General features: G+C 61.6%; 12 protein-coding genes. 8 read left to right on the forward strand and 4 right to left on the reverse strand.

What is annotated here, in order from left to right; all coding sequences use genetic code 11:
- Positions 1–27 precede the first annotated feature (27 nt).
- From FHP91_RS11520 to proB, 5 genes are all read left to right on the forward strand, one after another.
- On the forward strand, positions 28–1,740 hold the full coding sequence (locus tag FHP91_RS11520; protein ID WP_144309745.1) for a SulP family inorganic anion transporter: 1,713 nt from the start codon (positions 28–30) through the stop codon (positions 1,738–1,740).
- A gap of 65 nt (positions 1,741–1,805) precedes the next feature.
- On the forward strand, positions 1,806–2,117 hold the full coding sequence (gene rplU / locus FHP91_RS11525) for a 50S ribosomal protein L21 (protein WP_144177934.1): 312 nt from the start codon (positions 1,806–1,808) through the stop codon (positions 2,115–2,117).
- Between the two features lie 15 nt (positions 2,118–2,132).
- Complete coding sequence (gene rpmA, locus FHP91_RS11530) at positions 2,133–2,396, forward strand: 50S ribosomal protein L27 (RefSeq protein ID WP_144177932.1); 264 nt, start codon at positions 2,133–2,135, stop codon at positions 2,394–2,396.
- Positions 2,397–2,521: 125 nt separating this feature from the next.
- A complete protein-coding gene (cgtA, locus tag FHP91_RS11535; RefSeq protein ID WP_144309746.1) occupies positions 2,522–3,616 on the forward strand; it encodes an Obg family GTPase CgtA in 1,095 nt (364 codons plus the stop codon).
- Positions 3,613–4,728: a glutamate 5-kinase gene (gene proB / locus FHP91_RS11540; RefSeq protein ID WP_144309747.1), complete on the forward strand. Its 1,116-nt coding sequence runs from the start codon at positions 3,613–3,615 to the stop codon at positions 4,726–4,728. Before cgtA ends, proB begins: the two co-directional genes overlap by 4 nt.
- A 163-nt stretch (positions 4,729–4,891) precedes the next feature.
- Here proB and pepA read toward each other — a convergent pair whose 3' ends face one another.
- The 3 genes from pepA to FHP91_RS11555 all read right to left on the reverse strand — a co-directional run bounded on the left by pepA (position 4,892) and on the right by FHP91_RS11555 (position 7,863).
- Positions 4,892–5,668 carry a flocculation-associated PEP-CTERM protein PepA gene (gene pepA / locus FHP91_RS11545; RefSeq protein WP_186301523.1) on the reverse strand — a complete coding sequence of 259 codons (777 nt, stop codon included), beginning with the start codon at positions 5,666–5,668 and terminating at the stop codon, positions 4,892–4,894.
- A 241-nt stretch (positions 5,669–5,909) separates the two neighbouring features.
- A complete protein-coding gene (locus tag FHP91_RS11550) occupies positions 5,910–6,986 on the reverse strand; it encodes a nitroreductase family protein (protein WP_144309749.1) in 1,077 nt (358 codons plus the stop codon).
- Positions 6,979–7,863 carry a ThiF family adenylyltransferase gene (locus FHP91_RS11555; protein WP_144309750.1) on the reverse strand — a complete coding sequence of 295 codons (885 nt, stop codon included), beginning with the start codon at positions 7,861–7,863 and terminating at the stop codon, positions 6,979–6,981. Before FHP91_RS11555 ends, FHP91_RS11550 begins: the two co-directional genes overlap by 8 nt.
- A gap of 67 nt (positions 7,864–7,930) precedes the next feature.
- Between FHP91_RS11555 and FHP91_RS11560 the strand changes: the two genes are divergently transcribed.
- Genes FHP91_RS11560 through FHP91_RS11570 form a run of 3 tightly spaced genes read left to right on the forward strand, consistent with a single transcriptional unit; the run spans position 7,931 to position 11,169 of the window.
- Positions 7,931–9,175, forward strand: coding sequence for an ABC transporter permease (locus tag FHP91_RS11560; protein ID WP_144309751.1), 1,245 nt, complete (start codon positions 7,931–7,933; stop codon positions 9,173–9,175).
- 5 nt (positions 9,176–9,180) lie between these two features.
- Positions 9,181–10,392, forward strand: coding sequence for an ABC transporter permease (locus FHP91_RS11565; protein WP_144309752.1), 1,212 nt, complete (start codon positions 9,181–9,183; stop codon positions 10,390–10,392).
- 27 nt (positions 10,393–10,419) lie between these two features.
- Positions 10,420–11,169, forward strand: coding sequence for a PEP-CTERM/exosortase system-associated acyltransferase (locus FHP91_RS11570; RefSeq protein ID WP_144309753.1), 750 nt, complete (start codon positions 10,420–10,422; stop codon positions 11,167–11,169).
- 61 nt (positions 11,170–11,230) lie between these two features.
- Here the strand turns inward: FHP91_RS11570 and FHP91_RS11575 are convergent, their stop codons facing one another.
- Positions 11,231–13,123 (reverse strand): propionate--CoA ligase, encoded by a 1,893-nt coding sequence (locus tag FHP91_RS11575; protein WP_144309754.1) that lies wholly within the window; start codon positions 13,121–13,123, stop codon positions 11,231–11,233.
- Positions 13,124–13,172 lie beyond the last annotated feature (49 nt).

Here is a 13,172-nt window from a genome sequence, read left to right on the forward strand (position 1 = left end):
GCCGCCCGCCAACGAGGATCTGCCCCGATGACTGCCCCGATCAGTCGCCTCGACCGGCTACTCCCCTTCCTGCGCTGGCGCAGCCAATTGACGCGTGCGGCACTACAGGGCGACATCCGGGCCGGCTTAAGCGTTGCGCTGGTCGCCATCCCGCAATCACTCGCCTATGCGCAGCTGGCAGGCTTCCCAGCGCACTACGGGCTCTACGCCGCCATGCTGCCGGCGGTGATCGGCGCACTCTTCGGCAGCTGCCCACAACTGTCCACCGGCCCGGTCGCACTCACCGGCATGCTCACCGCAGCCAGCATCGCGCCACTGGCCGCCATGGGCAGCGATACCTACCTTGTCCTCGCCATCGCCATTGGCTTGCTGGCCGGCGTAATTCAACTCGGCCTCGGCCTATTGCGCCAGGGCTGGGTGCTGAATTTGCTGTCTCAACCGGTTTTCGCAGCATTCATCAACGCGGCGGCACTCTTGATCTGCTTCTCGCAGCTGCCTGCACTGCTCGGCGCCCCGGGGCCACGCTCGCCGCAACTGGCGGACGAAGCCGTGCGTATCTTTCACGGCGCCTTAGCGCCGCACCTCCCCACGCTAGCGATGGGCATCGGGGCACTACTGGCACTCATCGGGCTGCGCCGCTTCGCGCCACGCCTGCCCGGCGTGCTGGTCGTCGTCGTCGCCTGCACGGCGCTGTCGGCACTGACCGGCTTCGAAGCCAACGGCGGCGCCGTGATAGGCGACTTGCCCGCGCTGCGCCCCAGCCTGCAACTTCCGACCGTCCCCGAGTGGAACATGATCATCACACTACTGCCCGCAGCGTTCGTGCTCGCCATGGTCAGCTTTCTTGAAACCGCCTCCAGTGCCAAGCTGATTTCCGAGAAAACAGGCGAGGCGTGGAATGAGAATCAGGAGCTGATCGGCCAGGGTCTGGCCAAGATCGCCGGGGCCTGTGCCAGCACACTCCCCACCAGCGCCTCGTTCTCCCGCTCGGCGCTCAATCTGGCCAATGGTGCGCAAACCGGTGTGGCGTCGCTGGTGTGCGCACTCGCCGTCGTCGTCGCAGCACTGGCACTCGGCCAATGGCTCCATCACCTGCCGCTGGCCGTTCTCGCGGCGGTGATTCTAGACGCCGTCGCGCGCCTCTTTCAGCCCGCCACCCTCGTCCACGCCTGGCGCATCGACCGCGACGACGGCCTCGCCGCTGCCACCACCTTTGTCGCCACCCTGGTGTTTGCCCCCAACATCCAGAACGGCATCCTCACCGGCCTGCTGCTCTCGCTCGCCCTACTGATCTGGCGCAGCATGAAGCCGCGCATCGCGCTGCTCGGCCTGCACGAAGACGGCACCCACCGCGACCTGGAACGCTTCGGCCTGCCACACCCCCATCCACATCTCGTGGTGATGCGCTTCGATGGCCCGCTTCACTTCGTCAATGCCAACCGCTTCCAAGAAGCCGTCAATTGGGCCCGAACGGCGCAGCCAGACGTGCGCATCGTGCTGGTCTCCGCCGCCGGCATCAACGCCATCGACGCCACGGGCCTCGACGCGGTGCGGCGCGAAGCCGCGAATCTGGCCAAGCACGGCCAACAGCTCGCGTTTTGCGGCCTCAAAAAACAGGTGATCGACGTGCTCGAACGCGATGGCGTATGGGCGAGCATAGCGCCTCACGGCAGCTACCGGCACGAGCGCCAGGCCATCGACGCACTCGCCCCGCTGGCCAGCCCACCAGAAAATCTTTGACAAAACAATAGCTCGCCAATAAACTGCTGGGTTTTCGCGCAATTCCGATTAACTGGAGCTACACCATGTATGCGGTCATAAAAACCGGGGGCAAGCAGTATCGCGTGTCTGCCGGCCAAAAGATCAAAGTAGAACAGATGCCAGCAGACGTGGGCTCGGAAATCACACTCGACCAGATTTTGATGGTCGGCGAAGGCGAGTCGGTGAAAATCGGCACGCCCGTGATTGAAGGTGCCACCGTGAAGGCCACCGTGCTTTCGCAAGGACGTCACGACAAAGTCAAGATTTTCAAGATGCGTCGTCGCAAGCATTACATCAAGCACCAAGGCCACCGTCAGAACTACACCGAAATCCGTATCGATACGATTTCGGCCTAATCAGGAGATTACGTCATGGCACATAAAAAAGCCGGCGGCAGTTCCCGGAACGGTCGCGACTCAGAATCGAAACGCCTGGGCGTCAAGCGCTATGGCGGCCAACTCATCCCCGCTGGCAACATCATCGTCCGTCAGCGCGGCACTGAGTACCATGCTGGCGAAAACGTCGGCATGGGCAAGGATCACACCCTGTTCGCCCTCAAGGACGGCACGGTGTTGTTCGCGGTAAAAGGCCCCAAGAAGCGTCGCACAGTGAGCATCATCCCGGTCGCCGAGTAATCTCTCGGCCGCCTGGCAGGCAGTATCTGAGAGCCCTATCCACCCGGTAGGGCTCTTTTTCTTTTTGGGCACACCCGGATTCCGTCAGGCACTCGCCGTCGGGCCCGGCGCCAGGGCAGACGCAAATGAAGTTCTTCGACGAAGCACGTATTGAAATCATCGCCGGCGACGGCGGCAACGGTGCGTGCTCATTCCGCCGCGAAAAATTCATTCCCAAGGGCGGCCCTGACGGCGGCGATGGCGGCAAGGGCGGCAGCATCTGGGCCGAAGCCGATTGCAATCTCAACACCCTGATCGACTTCCGTTACAAGCGCATGTTCCGTGCCCCGAGCGGTGAAAACGGCCACGGCAAGGATCGCTATGGCAAGGGCGGCGACGACATCGTAATGCGCATGCCCGTGGGCACGGTCATCGTCGACCAGGACACCGGCGAGCGCATCGCCGACCTCGACGAGCACGGCAAGCGCGTACTGGTCGCCAAAGGCGGCAACGGCGGCTGGGGCAACATCCACTTCAAATCCAGCGTCAACCGCGCGCCGCGCATTCGCACGCTCGGCCAGGAAGGCGAACGCCGCAATCTGGCCCTGGAACTGAAAGTGCTCGCCGACGTCGGCCTGCTCGGCCTGCCCAATGCCGGAAAATCAACCTTCATTCGCGCCGTCTCGGCCGCCAAGCCCAAGGTTGCCGACTATCCGTTCACCACGCTGCACCCCAATCTCGGCGTCGTGCGCACCGATGAAAACCGCAGTTTCGTCATCGCCGACATTCCCGGCCTGATCGAAGGCGCGGCCGAAGGCGCCGGCCTCGGCCACCGCTTCCTCAAACACCTGGCGCGCACGCATGTACTGCTGCACCTGGTCGACCTCGCCCCGTTTGACGACGACGCCGATCCGGTGCGCGACGCACACGCCATTGTCGACGAGCTGCGCCGCTACGACCCCGAGCTATTCGAAAAGCCGCGCTGGGTCTTGCTCAACAAGATCGACCTGATCCCCGAAGACGAGCGCCAGGCGCGCATCGACGCCTTCCTGTCGGGCTACGGCGACGTCGAGCGATTTTTCACCATCAGCGCCATCAACGGCGACGGTTGCCCGGTCGTCGTGCGCGCCATCCAGGATCATCTGGATGCGACCCGCCCGCCCGCGCCGACCAGCGCGGGCGAAGTCGCCGCCCCCGTCGATCCGAACGAAATCAAACCCTACGATCCGCTCGCCCCATGAGAAGCAAGATCCGCGACGCCAAGCGCCTGGTCGCCAAAGTCGGCAGCGCACTGGTCACCAACAACGGCGCCGGCCTCGACCATGCCGCACTGGCCGACTGGGCGCGCCAGATCGCCCTGCTCAAAGCACGCGGGCGTGAAGTCGCGCTCGTCTCCTCCGGCGCCATCGCCGCCGGCATGCAGCGCCTGGGCTGGTCCAAGCGCCCACACGAGATGCACAAGCTGCAAGCCGCCGCGGCCGTCGGCCAGATGGGCCTCGCCCAGGCCTACGAAGACGCCTTTACGCGTCACGGCCTGCACACCGCGCAGATCCTGCTCACGCACGAAGACCTGTCGGACCGAAAGCGCTACCTCAACGCGCGCTCAACCATCACTACCCTGCTCAAGCTCGGCGTGATTCCGATCATCAACGAGAACGACACAGTGGTCACCGACGAGATCAAGTTCGGCGACAACGACACGCTTGGCGCACTGGTCGCCAACCTGATCGAAGCCGACGCGCTGGTCATCCTCACCGATCAGGACGGCCTGTTTTCAGCCGATCCACGCAAGGACCCGGCTGCCACACTGATCTCGGAAGGCCAGGCCGAAGACGTCCGCTACGAAAAAATGGCCGGCGGCGCCGGCAGCGGCATTAGCAAAGGCGGCATGCTCACCAAGATCAAAGCCGCCCAGCGCGCCGCCCGCAGCGGCGCCCACACCATCATCGCCGGCGGCCGCATCCCCGACGCGCTACTCAAGGTCGCCCAGGGCGAAACCCTCGGCACCCTGCTCTACGCCTCCAGCACGCCGCTGCAAGCCCGCAAACAATGGCTGGCCGACCACCTGCAAGTCGCCGGCACCTTCATCATCGACGAAGGCGCGGCCAACGCCGTGCGTGCAGGCAAGAGCCTGCTGCCGGTCGGCATTGTCGACGTCCAGGGCAACTTCGAGCGAGGTGCTGCCGTATCCTGCCACCTGGAAACCGGAGAAGCCGTTGCCCGCGGCCTGAGCAGCTACTCCAGCACCGAGGCGCGCAAGCTGATAAAAAAACCGTCAAGTGCCATTGAAGCGACGCTGGGTTATGTCTGCGAACCCGAAGCGATTCACCGGGACAACCTGGTCACACTGTAATTTGGATCGACATACCTTGCCCAAAGCGGGGCCTGGGTCGATCGCCATCACGGCTTACAACGGTAAACTCAACAGTCCACATCGAAACCAAGGCCGTCAGCACCGAGAAATAAAAAAAAGGGCTCGCTTTCGCGAGCCCTTTTTCATACCGAATGGCAGCAGCTTAGGCTTTGTTACGGCGACGCACCGAAGCGAGGCCGACCAAGCCCAGACCCAGCAGCGCAAGCGATGCGGGCTCCGGAACCTGAAGCTGGAACTGGCCGTTGTTCGACAGTTGCAGCAGCGCCTGTTGATCCACGTTGGTCTGGCTCAGCGCACCGAACTCGGACACGTATTGAGCCTGGAGACCTGCGGAGGCCTGGTTACCCGTGTTGACCGGAATTGCGTTGGTGGTTGCAAAACCGAACAGCAAGTCACCGCCACCGACCAAGCTGGCCAGATCGGTCATGGCCGAATTGAAGAAGTAGCCATTGGCCATCGACGTCGCTTTGAAGATCAGCGACACGGCGCCGTTCGGCAGCACCGTACCAGCGGTAAGGTTGGCACTACCACTGAGCAGGTCGAACGAAGCGATGTTGGTCGCGCCCGACATGATGTTCAGCGTGCCGGTCAGGAAGCTGAGATTGCCACCGATGTTACCCGAACCCGTACCCACGAAAGTCGAGGTCAGGGAGGGCAGCAACGGCGTAACGCTGTCGGCTGCAAACGAATTGAAGAAACCGACTTCGTTGAAGTTGAAGTTGCCGCCACCGGTGAAGGTGTTCTGAACCAGCGCCTGGCCGTTCAGGTCGACATACTGATTAACTTGGACGGCTGCATTACCACCAACGCCGTCAGTATCCAAGAACCAGTTGGTCAAAACAGCGTGAGCCGAGCCGGATGCCATGATCGCGGTCGAGGCTGCAACGCCAAGCAAAGATTTTTTCAGAAAATTAGTCATAGCCATGTTCTCCTTCGAATATTGAAAGGCTGCTTGCCTCGACTGAGTAAAAGCAATGACCGTGCCATCATTTCCAACAACTCGCAACCACCTGAAAAACAACAATTTTTCAACCTGAAGCTTGATCAACACAAAGCCAGAGCATTTCGGCTGTAAGATTTATCGACACTGGGGTCTCGTGCTTTTTTGACAAGAAGTCGCGCCGCATCGATGTGCCGCGCGTGCCAGTGCCAAGCGAGCCTCAACTTGGCTGAAGCAAGCTTCGAAGCGCGATTCGCAAAGAGCGCGAAACAGGCTTCGGCGCTTTCCCGACACGACAGAAAAAGACAAGTGGGTCATCGCTGGCCCGACCGCTCAGGACGTCAAACTGCTCCGCCAGGCACGCCGACGCTGCATCCATGCTTCGGTCTGCGGCAATCGGCACACCATTCTGGGCGTACCACCGAAAGATCACCGGGGTCATTTCGGGTTGAAGGTGCAGGCCGAGCGACGCAGTAGTGAGCCACAGCCGCTGCATGGACTGACCGGCACGGACATAGTCGAGAAACTCGGTAGGCGTGCTCTTGGGTGTGATCAGAATATGCGCAGCGCAGCGCAATGCTGGCAAGACGTCGAGCTGAATTCGGGGCGCAATCGTGCCCGCCAGATACTTGTTGAAAAACGCTACCCGCGCCCAGCTCTGCATGACCCAGCGCATCAGTTTGGCTGTGGCGGCATCGACGCCAACGGCCTCTTCCGGGATCTTGTCGTCGCTGAATCTCGCGCCCCATTCGATCACGCGCTTATGAACCTCATAAGCCTCCGGGCAGGTCAGGCGAAGATAGGCACTATCCCACAGCAGCTTGGCCACGCGGCGCTTCATCTGACCGGACTCAAAGAAACTGAGCTCGAAGTCATCACCCACGGCGTGCTTGAGTGCGGCCTTTTGTTCGGCGGTGAGTGGCGTGGTCTGCATGGGGCGGCGCTGCACCACACGGGATTCAACAAAAGCCAGCAAGGGGTCGGGCGCAATATCTGCCGAGGGCTCAAGCGTGACGTCGTAAATCGGCGCGACATCCGTCGTGCCGTCGCGAAGCGCCCATGTGGCGATCAAACCCGCATCACTGGCGGCAATACGCAGCGTTTCGAGCAGCGCACCATGCGCGATGTGGCTTGCGTAGCCACGGAAGTCATATACGCACCAATCGCGGGTGTCGTGCCCATGGATGGCAATGTGTGACTCCGACACGATCTCGAAACGCCATGGCTGGGTGTTGTCTCCGCTGGGCGCCCAACGGGCCAGATCGAGAATTTTCAGCAGCGTGTCGCGATCAGCCATGGTGTGACGCCTTCTTCATGCCCGCCAGTTGCCGGCGTGCAATGGCCAGGCCAATCTTCTGGATCGGGTTTCGATTACCCCCGGGTCGCCAGGTGCGGGTAAAGCGATTGCGATACGCGTCGAACTGGTAGCCACGCGGCGCCACGGGGACGCCGCCCCGACCGAGCAGCAATTTGACGCCCTCCGTCGCGATCACCCCGGCGCACAGCTGGCACGCGGCAATCGTCGATGGTCCTTTATGTTCAGCCAGATTCACGCGCGATGCGTCGGCCAGATAGCTGCGCTGGAGCATGGCAGGCGACAGGCCGAGCAGGAATCGCAGCGCCATTTCGTTCTCGTCGCAGTCGTCGAGGCAGAAATAATCCTCAAAGCTCATGCTCTCAGGCGTAAAGCACAGAAACGCGACGCCCATGCCGAGCGGCGCTGCGGTAATCGCCGGAATGCCCCGTCGGCGACACGCCGCAAATGTGGCGCGCCGGGCAGCGAAGGCAAAAAAATCGAGGCCGTCGACATAGAGATCGGCGCCATCCAGAAAAGTGTCGAGATTGGCATCCGACACGCCCTCCGGGAACATCGCCACATCCAGCTCGGGATTGATGTCCTTCGCCATGCGGGACAACACCTCGGCCTTAGGCTGCCCGAGCGTCGATACCACTGCCCCGGCCTGACGATTGAAGTTGACGACATCAAAAGTGTCAAAGTCGGCAATAGAAAAGGCGCCAATGCCGAAGCGCGCCAAGGTCAGCAAATGCACGCCACCGACACCGCCCATTCCGGCGATGGCAACACGCTTGCGCTGCAGCGCCGCCTGCTCGTCCTCCGTGACCCAACCAATGTTTCTTGAGAATGCCGCACCATAATTAAATGCCCCGTTCATGCGACACCTTCATCTTCCGCGAATCGAACCGTTATCATAGGCAACTCCTCCTCGACATGAAACTGCCATGTGGCGCAACGCTCTCCAACGCCTGAAGCAAGACATTACGCTGGCCGCAAGAAATCTCTTGCGTCATCGGCGGCGGTCCTTGTTTGCGCTCGGCACCGTGGGCGGTGGTGTGGTGGCGTTCCTGCTCGCGGGCGGGTTCATCCAGTGGATCTTCATCGACATGCGTGAGTCGACAATCCATTCGCAACTGGGCCATATTCAGCTTGTTCGCCCGGGCTTCCTGTCTGGCGGCCAGTCCGATCCGTATCGCTACCTGATCGACGAAGCGCCAATCAACACCGCCCAGACCGCAGAAACACAAGCCATCAAAACCCTCGCGCCGCGACTCACCTTTGGCGGTCTGCTCAGCAAGGGCGACGCGACGGTGTCATTTATCGGCGAAGGTATTGCGCCCGACCTTGAGGCACCGATCAGCCGCGCCATCACCGTTTTACGCGGCAAGGATCTCACCGAAAACCCCGAAAATTCCGTCCTGCTCGGCGAGGGATTGGCCGCCAGCATCGGCGCCGAACCCGGCGACATGATCGTCCTGCTTGGCACGACCGCGGGCGGCGGTGTCAATGCGGTCGAGTGTCAGGTGGCCGGCATCTTTGCCACCATTACCAAGGCTTACGACGACGTCGTCCTGCGCGCACCGATCAGCATCGCGCGCAGCCTGATGCGCGTGAATGGCTCGACCTCGTGGGTCATACTCCTTGACGACACCGCACAAACCGACACGACGGTTCAACAATTACGCGCCTCGCTCGATCCAACAGCCTTCGACGTCGTACCGTGGAGCGATCTGGCCGATTTCTACAACAAGACCGTCGAGTTGTTCACCCGACAGGTGGGCGTCGTGCGCCTGCTGATCGCACTGATTGTGGTGTTGAGCATTTCCAACACCTTGACCATGTCCGTGCTAGAGCGCACCAGTGAAATCGGCACCGCCATGGCCATCGGGGTGAAACGCCAGGGCATCCTGCAGCAGTTCATCTCTGAAGGGCTTCTGATCGGCGTGGTTGGCGGCGTGGGCGGCATTGTGGTCGGCCTGCTACTGGGCCAGATCATTTCGAGCATCGGCATTCCCATGCCGCCCCCACCGGGCATGGCACACGGCTTCACAGGGCAGATTGCCATCACTCCGGCCCTGGCTTTCGACGCGCTGGTGCTTGCCATCACCACCACCTTGCTGGCCAGCGTTTTCCCGGCCTGGAAGGCTTCCCGAATGATCATTGTCGACGCCCTGCGTCACCAGCGCTGACCGCCATGCTGATCAAACTCGCCCTTCGCAATGTGCTTCGCCAGAAAGTGCGCACCGGCATGACGCTGATGGCCATTGTTTTCGGTGTCGCTGGACTGATCGTCTCCGGCGGCTTCGTGGCGGACATCTTTGTCCAACTCGGTGAGGCCATCATTCACTCGCAGACCGGGCATTTCCAGGTCTTCAAACGCGGTTACCTTGAGCAAGGCACCCGACACCCCGAGCGCTTCCTGATTACCGACCCCGCCCGCGTTGCGGCACAACTGGAGCAAACCCCCGAGGTCAGCGGTGTCACCGCCCGACTGAGTTTTTCCGGCCTGCTCAACAACGGAAAACGGGATTTGGCCATCGTTGGCGAGGGCATCGAGCCACGCAAGGAAGCACAACTCGGCAGCTATCTGTCGATCACCGCAGGCCGCCAGCTTGAAGACGAAGACACCTTTGGCATGACCGTCGGCCAGGGCGTTGCCCAAGCGCTCGGCATCGCGCCTGGCGACCATGTCACCCTGGTGATGAACACCTCAGGCGGCGCGTTGAATACGATCGACATGAACGTGATCGGTGTCTTCCAGAGCTTCTCCAAAGACTTTGATGCGCGCACGGTGCGCATCCCGCTGCAAGCCGCCCAACAACTCATGCTGACCGAGGGCGCCAACCTGCTGGTGGTCTCCCTGCACCGCACCGAAGATACCTCACCCGCCCACCAGCGTCTCCAGGCGGCGCTCCCCGACGAGCTCGACATCCGCAACTGGCGACAGCTGTCCGACTTTTACGACAAAACCGTTCAGCTCTACGACCGTCAGTTCGGCATTCTTCAACTCATCATTCTGGCCATGGTGCTGCTCTCGGTGGTCAATAGCGTCAACATGAGCGTGTTTGAGCGCCAGAGCGAATTCGGCACCATGCTCGCGCTCGGGAGCCGGCCGCCGGCCATTTTCCGCTTGCTGCTGGTTGAAAGTACGATTCTCGGGCTGATCGGCGCCGGCCTGGGCGTGCTTGTCGGCATCGGTGTTGCACTGGCCGTCTCGGCCATTGGCATCCCGATGCCACCGCCGCCCAACGCCAACCTGGGCTATGTTGCCTTCATCCGCATCGTGCCATCGACCATCGCCGTGGCCTTTGTGATCGGTCTGGTTGCTACCGTTCTGGCAGCCATCTTCCCCGCCCGCCGAGTCGCGTCGACCCAGATCGTCGACGCACTCCGCCAGGGCGTTTGAGCGCGAACGGAATATCAAGGAGTCACCATGTCACTGTTCGATCGCTTCAATCTCGGTGTTGGCTTCAGCAAGTACTTCCAGATCGAAGCCGCGGCCACTGATGCCGTGCGCGACGAGATCTTTCGTGTCCGCCACGAGGTCTACTGCGAAGAGCTCAAATTCGAGCCCGAGCGACCGGACCGCCGCGAAACCGACGCCTACGACAGCAACAGCCTGCACTGCCTGTTGCGCGGCTCACAACCACCCCACCCGTCGGTCGGTTGCATACGCCTGGTAATGCCACCGCCCAGCGCGCTGCACGAACCGCTCCCCTTCGAAAACACCTGCGCACACACCATCGACCGCAAACTCATTGATCCGATGACGCTCGACCGCAGTCGTATCGCCGAGGTGTCGCGACTGGCTGTGCGCTCAACCTACCGGCGACGCAAAGGTGAGCAGCATGTTGCCGTCGCTCTGGACGACGACGACTATGAACTCGCCGGCCGCCAGCCCCGCTTCCCGTACATCCCCATCGGGCTGTATCTGGGCTCCGTCGCCTTGGCCGCCCGCAACAACATCGACACCCTCTTTGTTCTCACCGAGCCTCGCCTGGCCTCCCATTTCTCCAAGCTTGGGGTCGAGATCAAGCAGATCGGCGGTCCGGTCGAGCACCGCGGCACCCGGGTGCCCTCGATGATGGACGTGCAAGGCATCATCAAAGGCCTGCGCTTCATGGTCAAACCGATCTGGCGCGTCATTCAGGCGCAGATCGATGCCAGCGCGCCACCGCGCTAGCACTGGCGAGCAATAAGAAAAAGCCCGCTTTCGCGGGCTTTTTCAATTCAACATCAAACACTTAGGCTTTCAAAGCAGCCTGAATCTGCTCCAGAGAAGCCGGGTCTTCCATCGTGGTCAGGTCACCCGGATCGCGACCTTCGGCCAGCGCCTGGATCGAGCGACGCAGCAGCTTGCCCGAACGCGTTTTGGGCAGACCGCTGATGAAGAGCACCCGTCCCGGACGCGCGATGGCGCCCAGCGAGGCATCGACCCGCTTCATGACTTCTTTCTCGAGCGCAGCGCGCTTCTCGGCGGTATCGACCGTCGAAGCGTCCTTCACCACGGCAAACGCCATCGGCATCTGCCCCTTGAGTTGATCGGCCACGCCCACCACCGCCACTTCGGCGATAGCCGGGTGCGTCTGAACGGCTTCTTCAATCTCGCGGGTCCCCAGACGGTGACCGGCCACGTTGATCACGTCGTCCATGCGGCCGAGGATCGTGTAGTAGCCCTTGTCGTCACGGATGCCCCAGTCGGACGAAGAGTAGATGACCGGATCGCTGAAGGTGCTGAAATAGGTCGACACGAAACGGTCGTCCTGCCCCCACACCGTGGACAGGCAGCCCGGCGGCAGCGGCGGAACGATACCGACGATGCCTTTTTCATTGGCTTCGCATTCGCTACCGTCCTCGCGGAACAGGCGCAGGTCGTATCCGTACACCGGGAAGGCGGGCGAACCGAGCTTGATCGGACTGTCTTCCACGCCACGGCACACGGCAAGAATCGGCCAGCCTGTTTCGGTCTGCCAGTAATTGTCTATGACCGGAATACCCAGTTCGCTCATGATCCACTCGTGCGAGGTCTCGTCGAGCGGCTCGCCGGCCAGGAACAGCGCCTTGAGCGAAGACAGATCGTGCTTCTTGAGGAAGGCCGGATCCTGCTTTTTGAGCACGCGGACCGCGGTCGGCGCCGAGAACATCACGCTGACCTTGTACTTCTCGACGATCTGCCACCAGATGCCGGCATCAGGACGCAGCGGCGTGCCTTCGTACATGATCGTGGCCATGCCGGCGAGCAGCGGTCCGTAGATGATGTAGGAGTGGCCGACCACCCAGCCGATGTCCGAGGTGGCAAACATGCTTTCGCCGGCTTCGCCGGTAAAGATGTGCTTCATCGATGCGGCCAATGCGACCGCGTAGCCACCCGTGTCACGCTGGACGCCCTTCGGCTTGCCCGTGGTGCCCGAGGTGTACAGGATGTAGCTGGGGTCGGAGGACTCAACCCAGACCACCGGCACTTGCGCGTCCATGTGCTTGGCGCGCAGGCTGGCGTAATCTTCGTCGCGGCCCGCAACTTTCGGGAAACCCTTGTCGAGGCCACGGTCGATGAGCAGCACTTTGGCCGGCGGGAATTCCGCCAGCTTGCAGGCCTCATCGACCAGGTGCTTGTAAGGCACGGCCTTGCCGTTGCGCATGCCTGCATCGGAGCTGACCATCAGCACCGGTTTGGCATCGTCGATACGCGTTGCGAGCGAACCCGCCGCAAAGCCACCGAACACCACCGAGTGAATCGCGCCAATACGAGCGCAGGCCAGCATGGCAAAAGCCGCTTCGGCAATCATCGGCATGTAGATCAGGACGCGATCGCCTTTCTTGACGCCCAGATCCTGGTAGATCGCGGCCATACGCTCGACTTCACGCTGCAACTCGGCAAAGCTGTAGACCACTTCTTCGTTGGTCTCGGTCGAGATGTAGACCAGCGCCTTGTCGTTCGGCCGTTTGGCGGCATGGCGATCGACCGCGTTGTAGCACAGGTTGGTCTCGCCCCCCTTGAACCACTTGACGAAAGGCGGACGCGAATAGTCGCAAATCTGTTCCGGTGCCTTGTGCCAGTCAATCAGTTGCGCTTGCTCATTCCAGAAGCCATCCCGGTCTTCAATGGAACGGCGGTGAAACTCTTTAAATGTCGTCATGACAACAATCCTCTCCCTATTATTCCCTTCGATTGTGAGTGACGTACTA

Origin of the sequence: Denitromonas halophila (genome assembly GCF_007625155.1) — a bacterium.
Taxonomy (GTDB): domain Bacteria; phylum Pseudomonadota; class Gammaproteobacteria; order Burkholderiales; family Rhodocyclaceae; genus Nitrogeniibacter; species Nitrogeniibacter halophilus.

What these genes read in the sequence shown, in the direction of transcription:
- FHP91_RS11520 (WP_144309745.1), top strand. Translation starts at nt 28, where the DNA reads ATGACTGCCCCGATCAGTCGCCTCGACCGGCTACTCCCCTTCCTGCGC.
- rplU (WP_144177934.1), top strand. Translation starts at nt 1,806, where the DNA reads ATGTATGCGGTCATAAAAACCGGGGGCAAGCAGTATCGCGTGTCTGCC.
- rpmA (WP_144177932.1), top strand. Translation starts at nt 2,133, where the DNA reads ATGGCACATAAAAAAGCCGGCGGCAGTTCCCGGAACGGTCGCGACTCA.
- cgtA (WP_144309746.1), top strand. Translation starts at nt 2,522, where the DNA reads ATGAAGTTCTTCGACGAAGCACGTATTGAAATCATCGCCGGCGACGGC.
- proB (WP_144309747.1), top strand. Translation starts at nt 3,613, where the DNA reads ATGAGAAGCAAGATCCGCGACGCCAAGCGCCTGGTCGCCAAAGTCGGC.
- pepA (WP_186301523.1), bottom strand. Translation starts at nt 5,668, where the DNA reads ATGACTAATTTTCTGAAAAAATCTTTGCTTGGCGTTGCAGCCTCGACC.
- FHP91_RS11550 (WP_144309749.1), bottom strand. Translation starts at nt 6,986, where the DNA reads ATGGCTGATCGCGACACGCTGCTGAAAATTCTCGATCTGGCCCGTTGG.
- FHP91_RS11555 (WP_144309750.1), bottom strand. Translation starts at nt 7,863, where the DNA reads ATGAACGGGGCATTTAATTATGGTGCGGCATTCTCAAGAAACATTGGT.
- FHP91_RS11560 (WP_144309751.1), top strand. Translation starts at nt 7,931, where the DNA reads ATGTGGCGCAACGCTCTCCAACGCCTGAAGCAAGACATTACGCTGGCC.
- FHP91_RS11565 (WP_144309752.1), top strand. Translation starts at nt 9,181, where the DNA reads ATGCTGATCAAACTCGCCCTTCGCAATGTGCTTCGCCAGAAAGTGCGC.
- FHP91_RS11570 (WP_144309753.1), top strand. Translation starts at nt 10,420, where the DNA reads ATGTCACTGTTCGATCGCTTCAATCTCGGTGTTGGCTTCAGCAAGTAC.
- FHP91_RS11575 (WP_144309754.1), bottom strand. Translation starts at nt 13,123, where the DNA reads ATGACGACATTTAAAGAGTTTCACCGCCGTTCCATTGAAGACCGGGAT.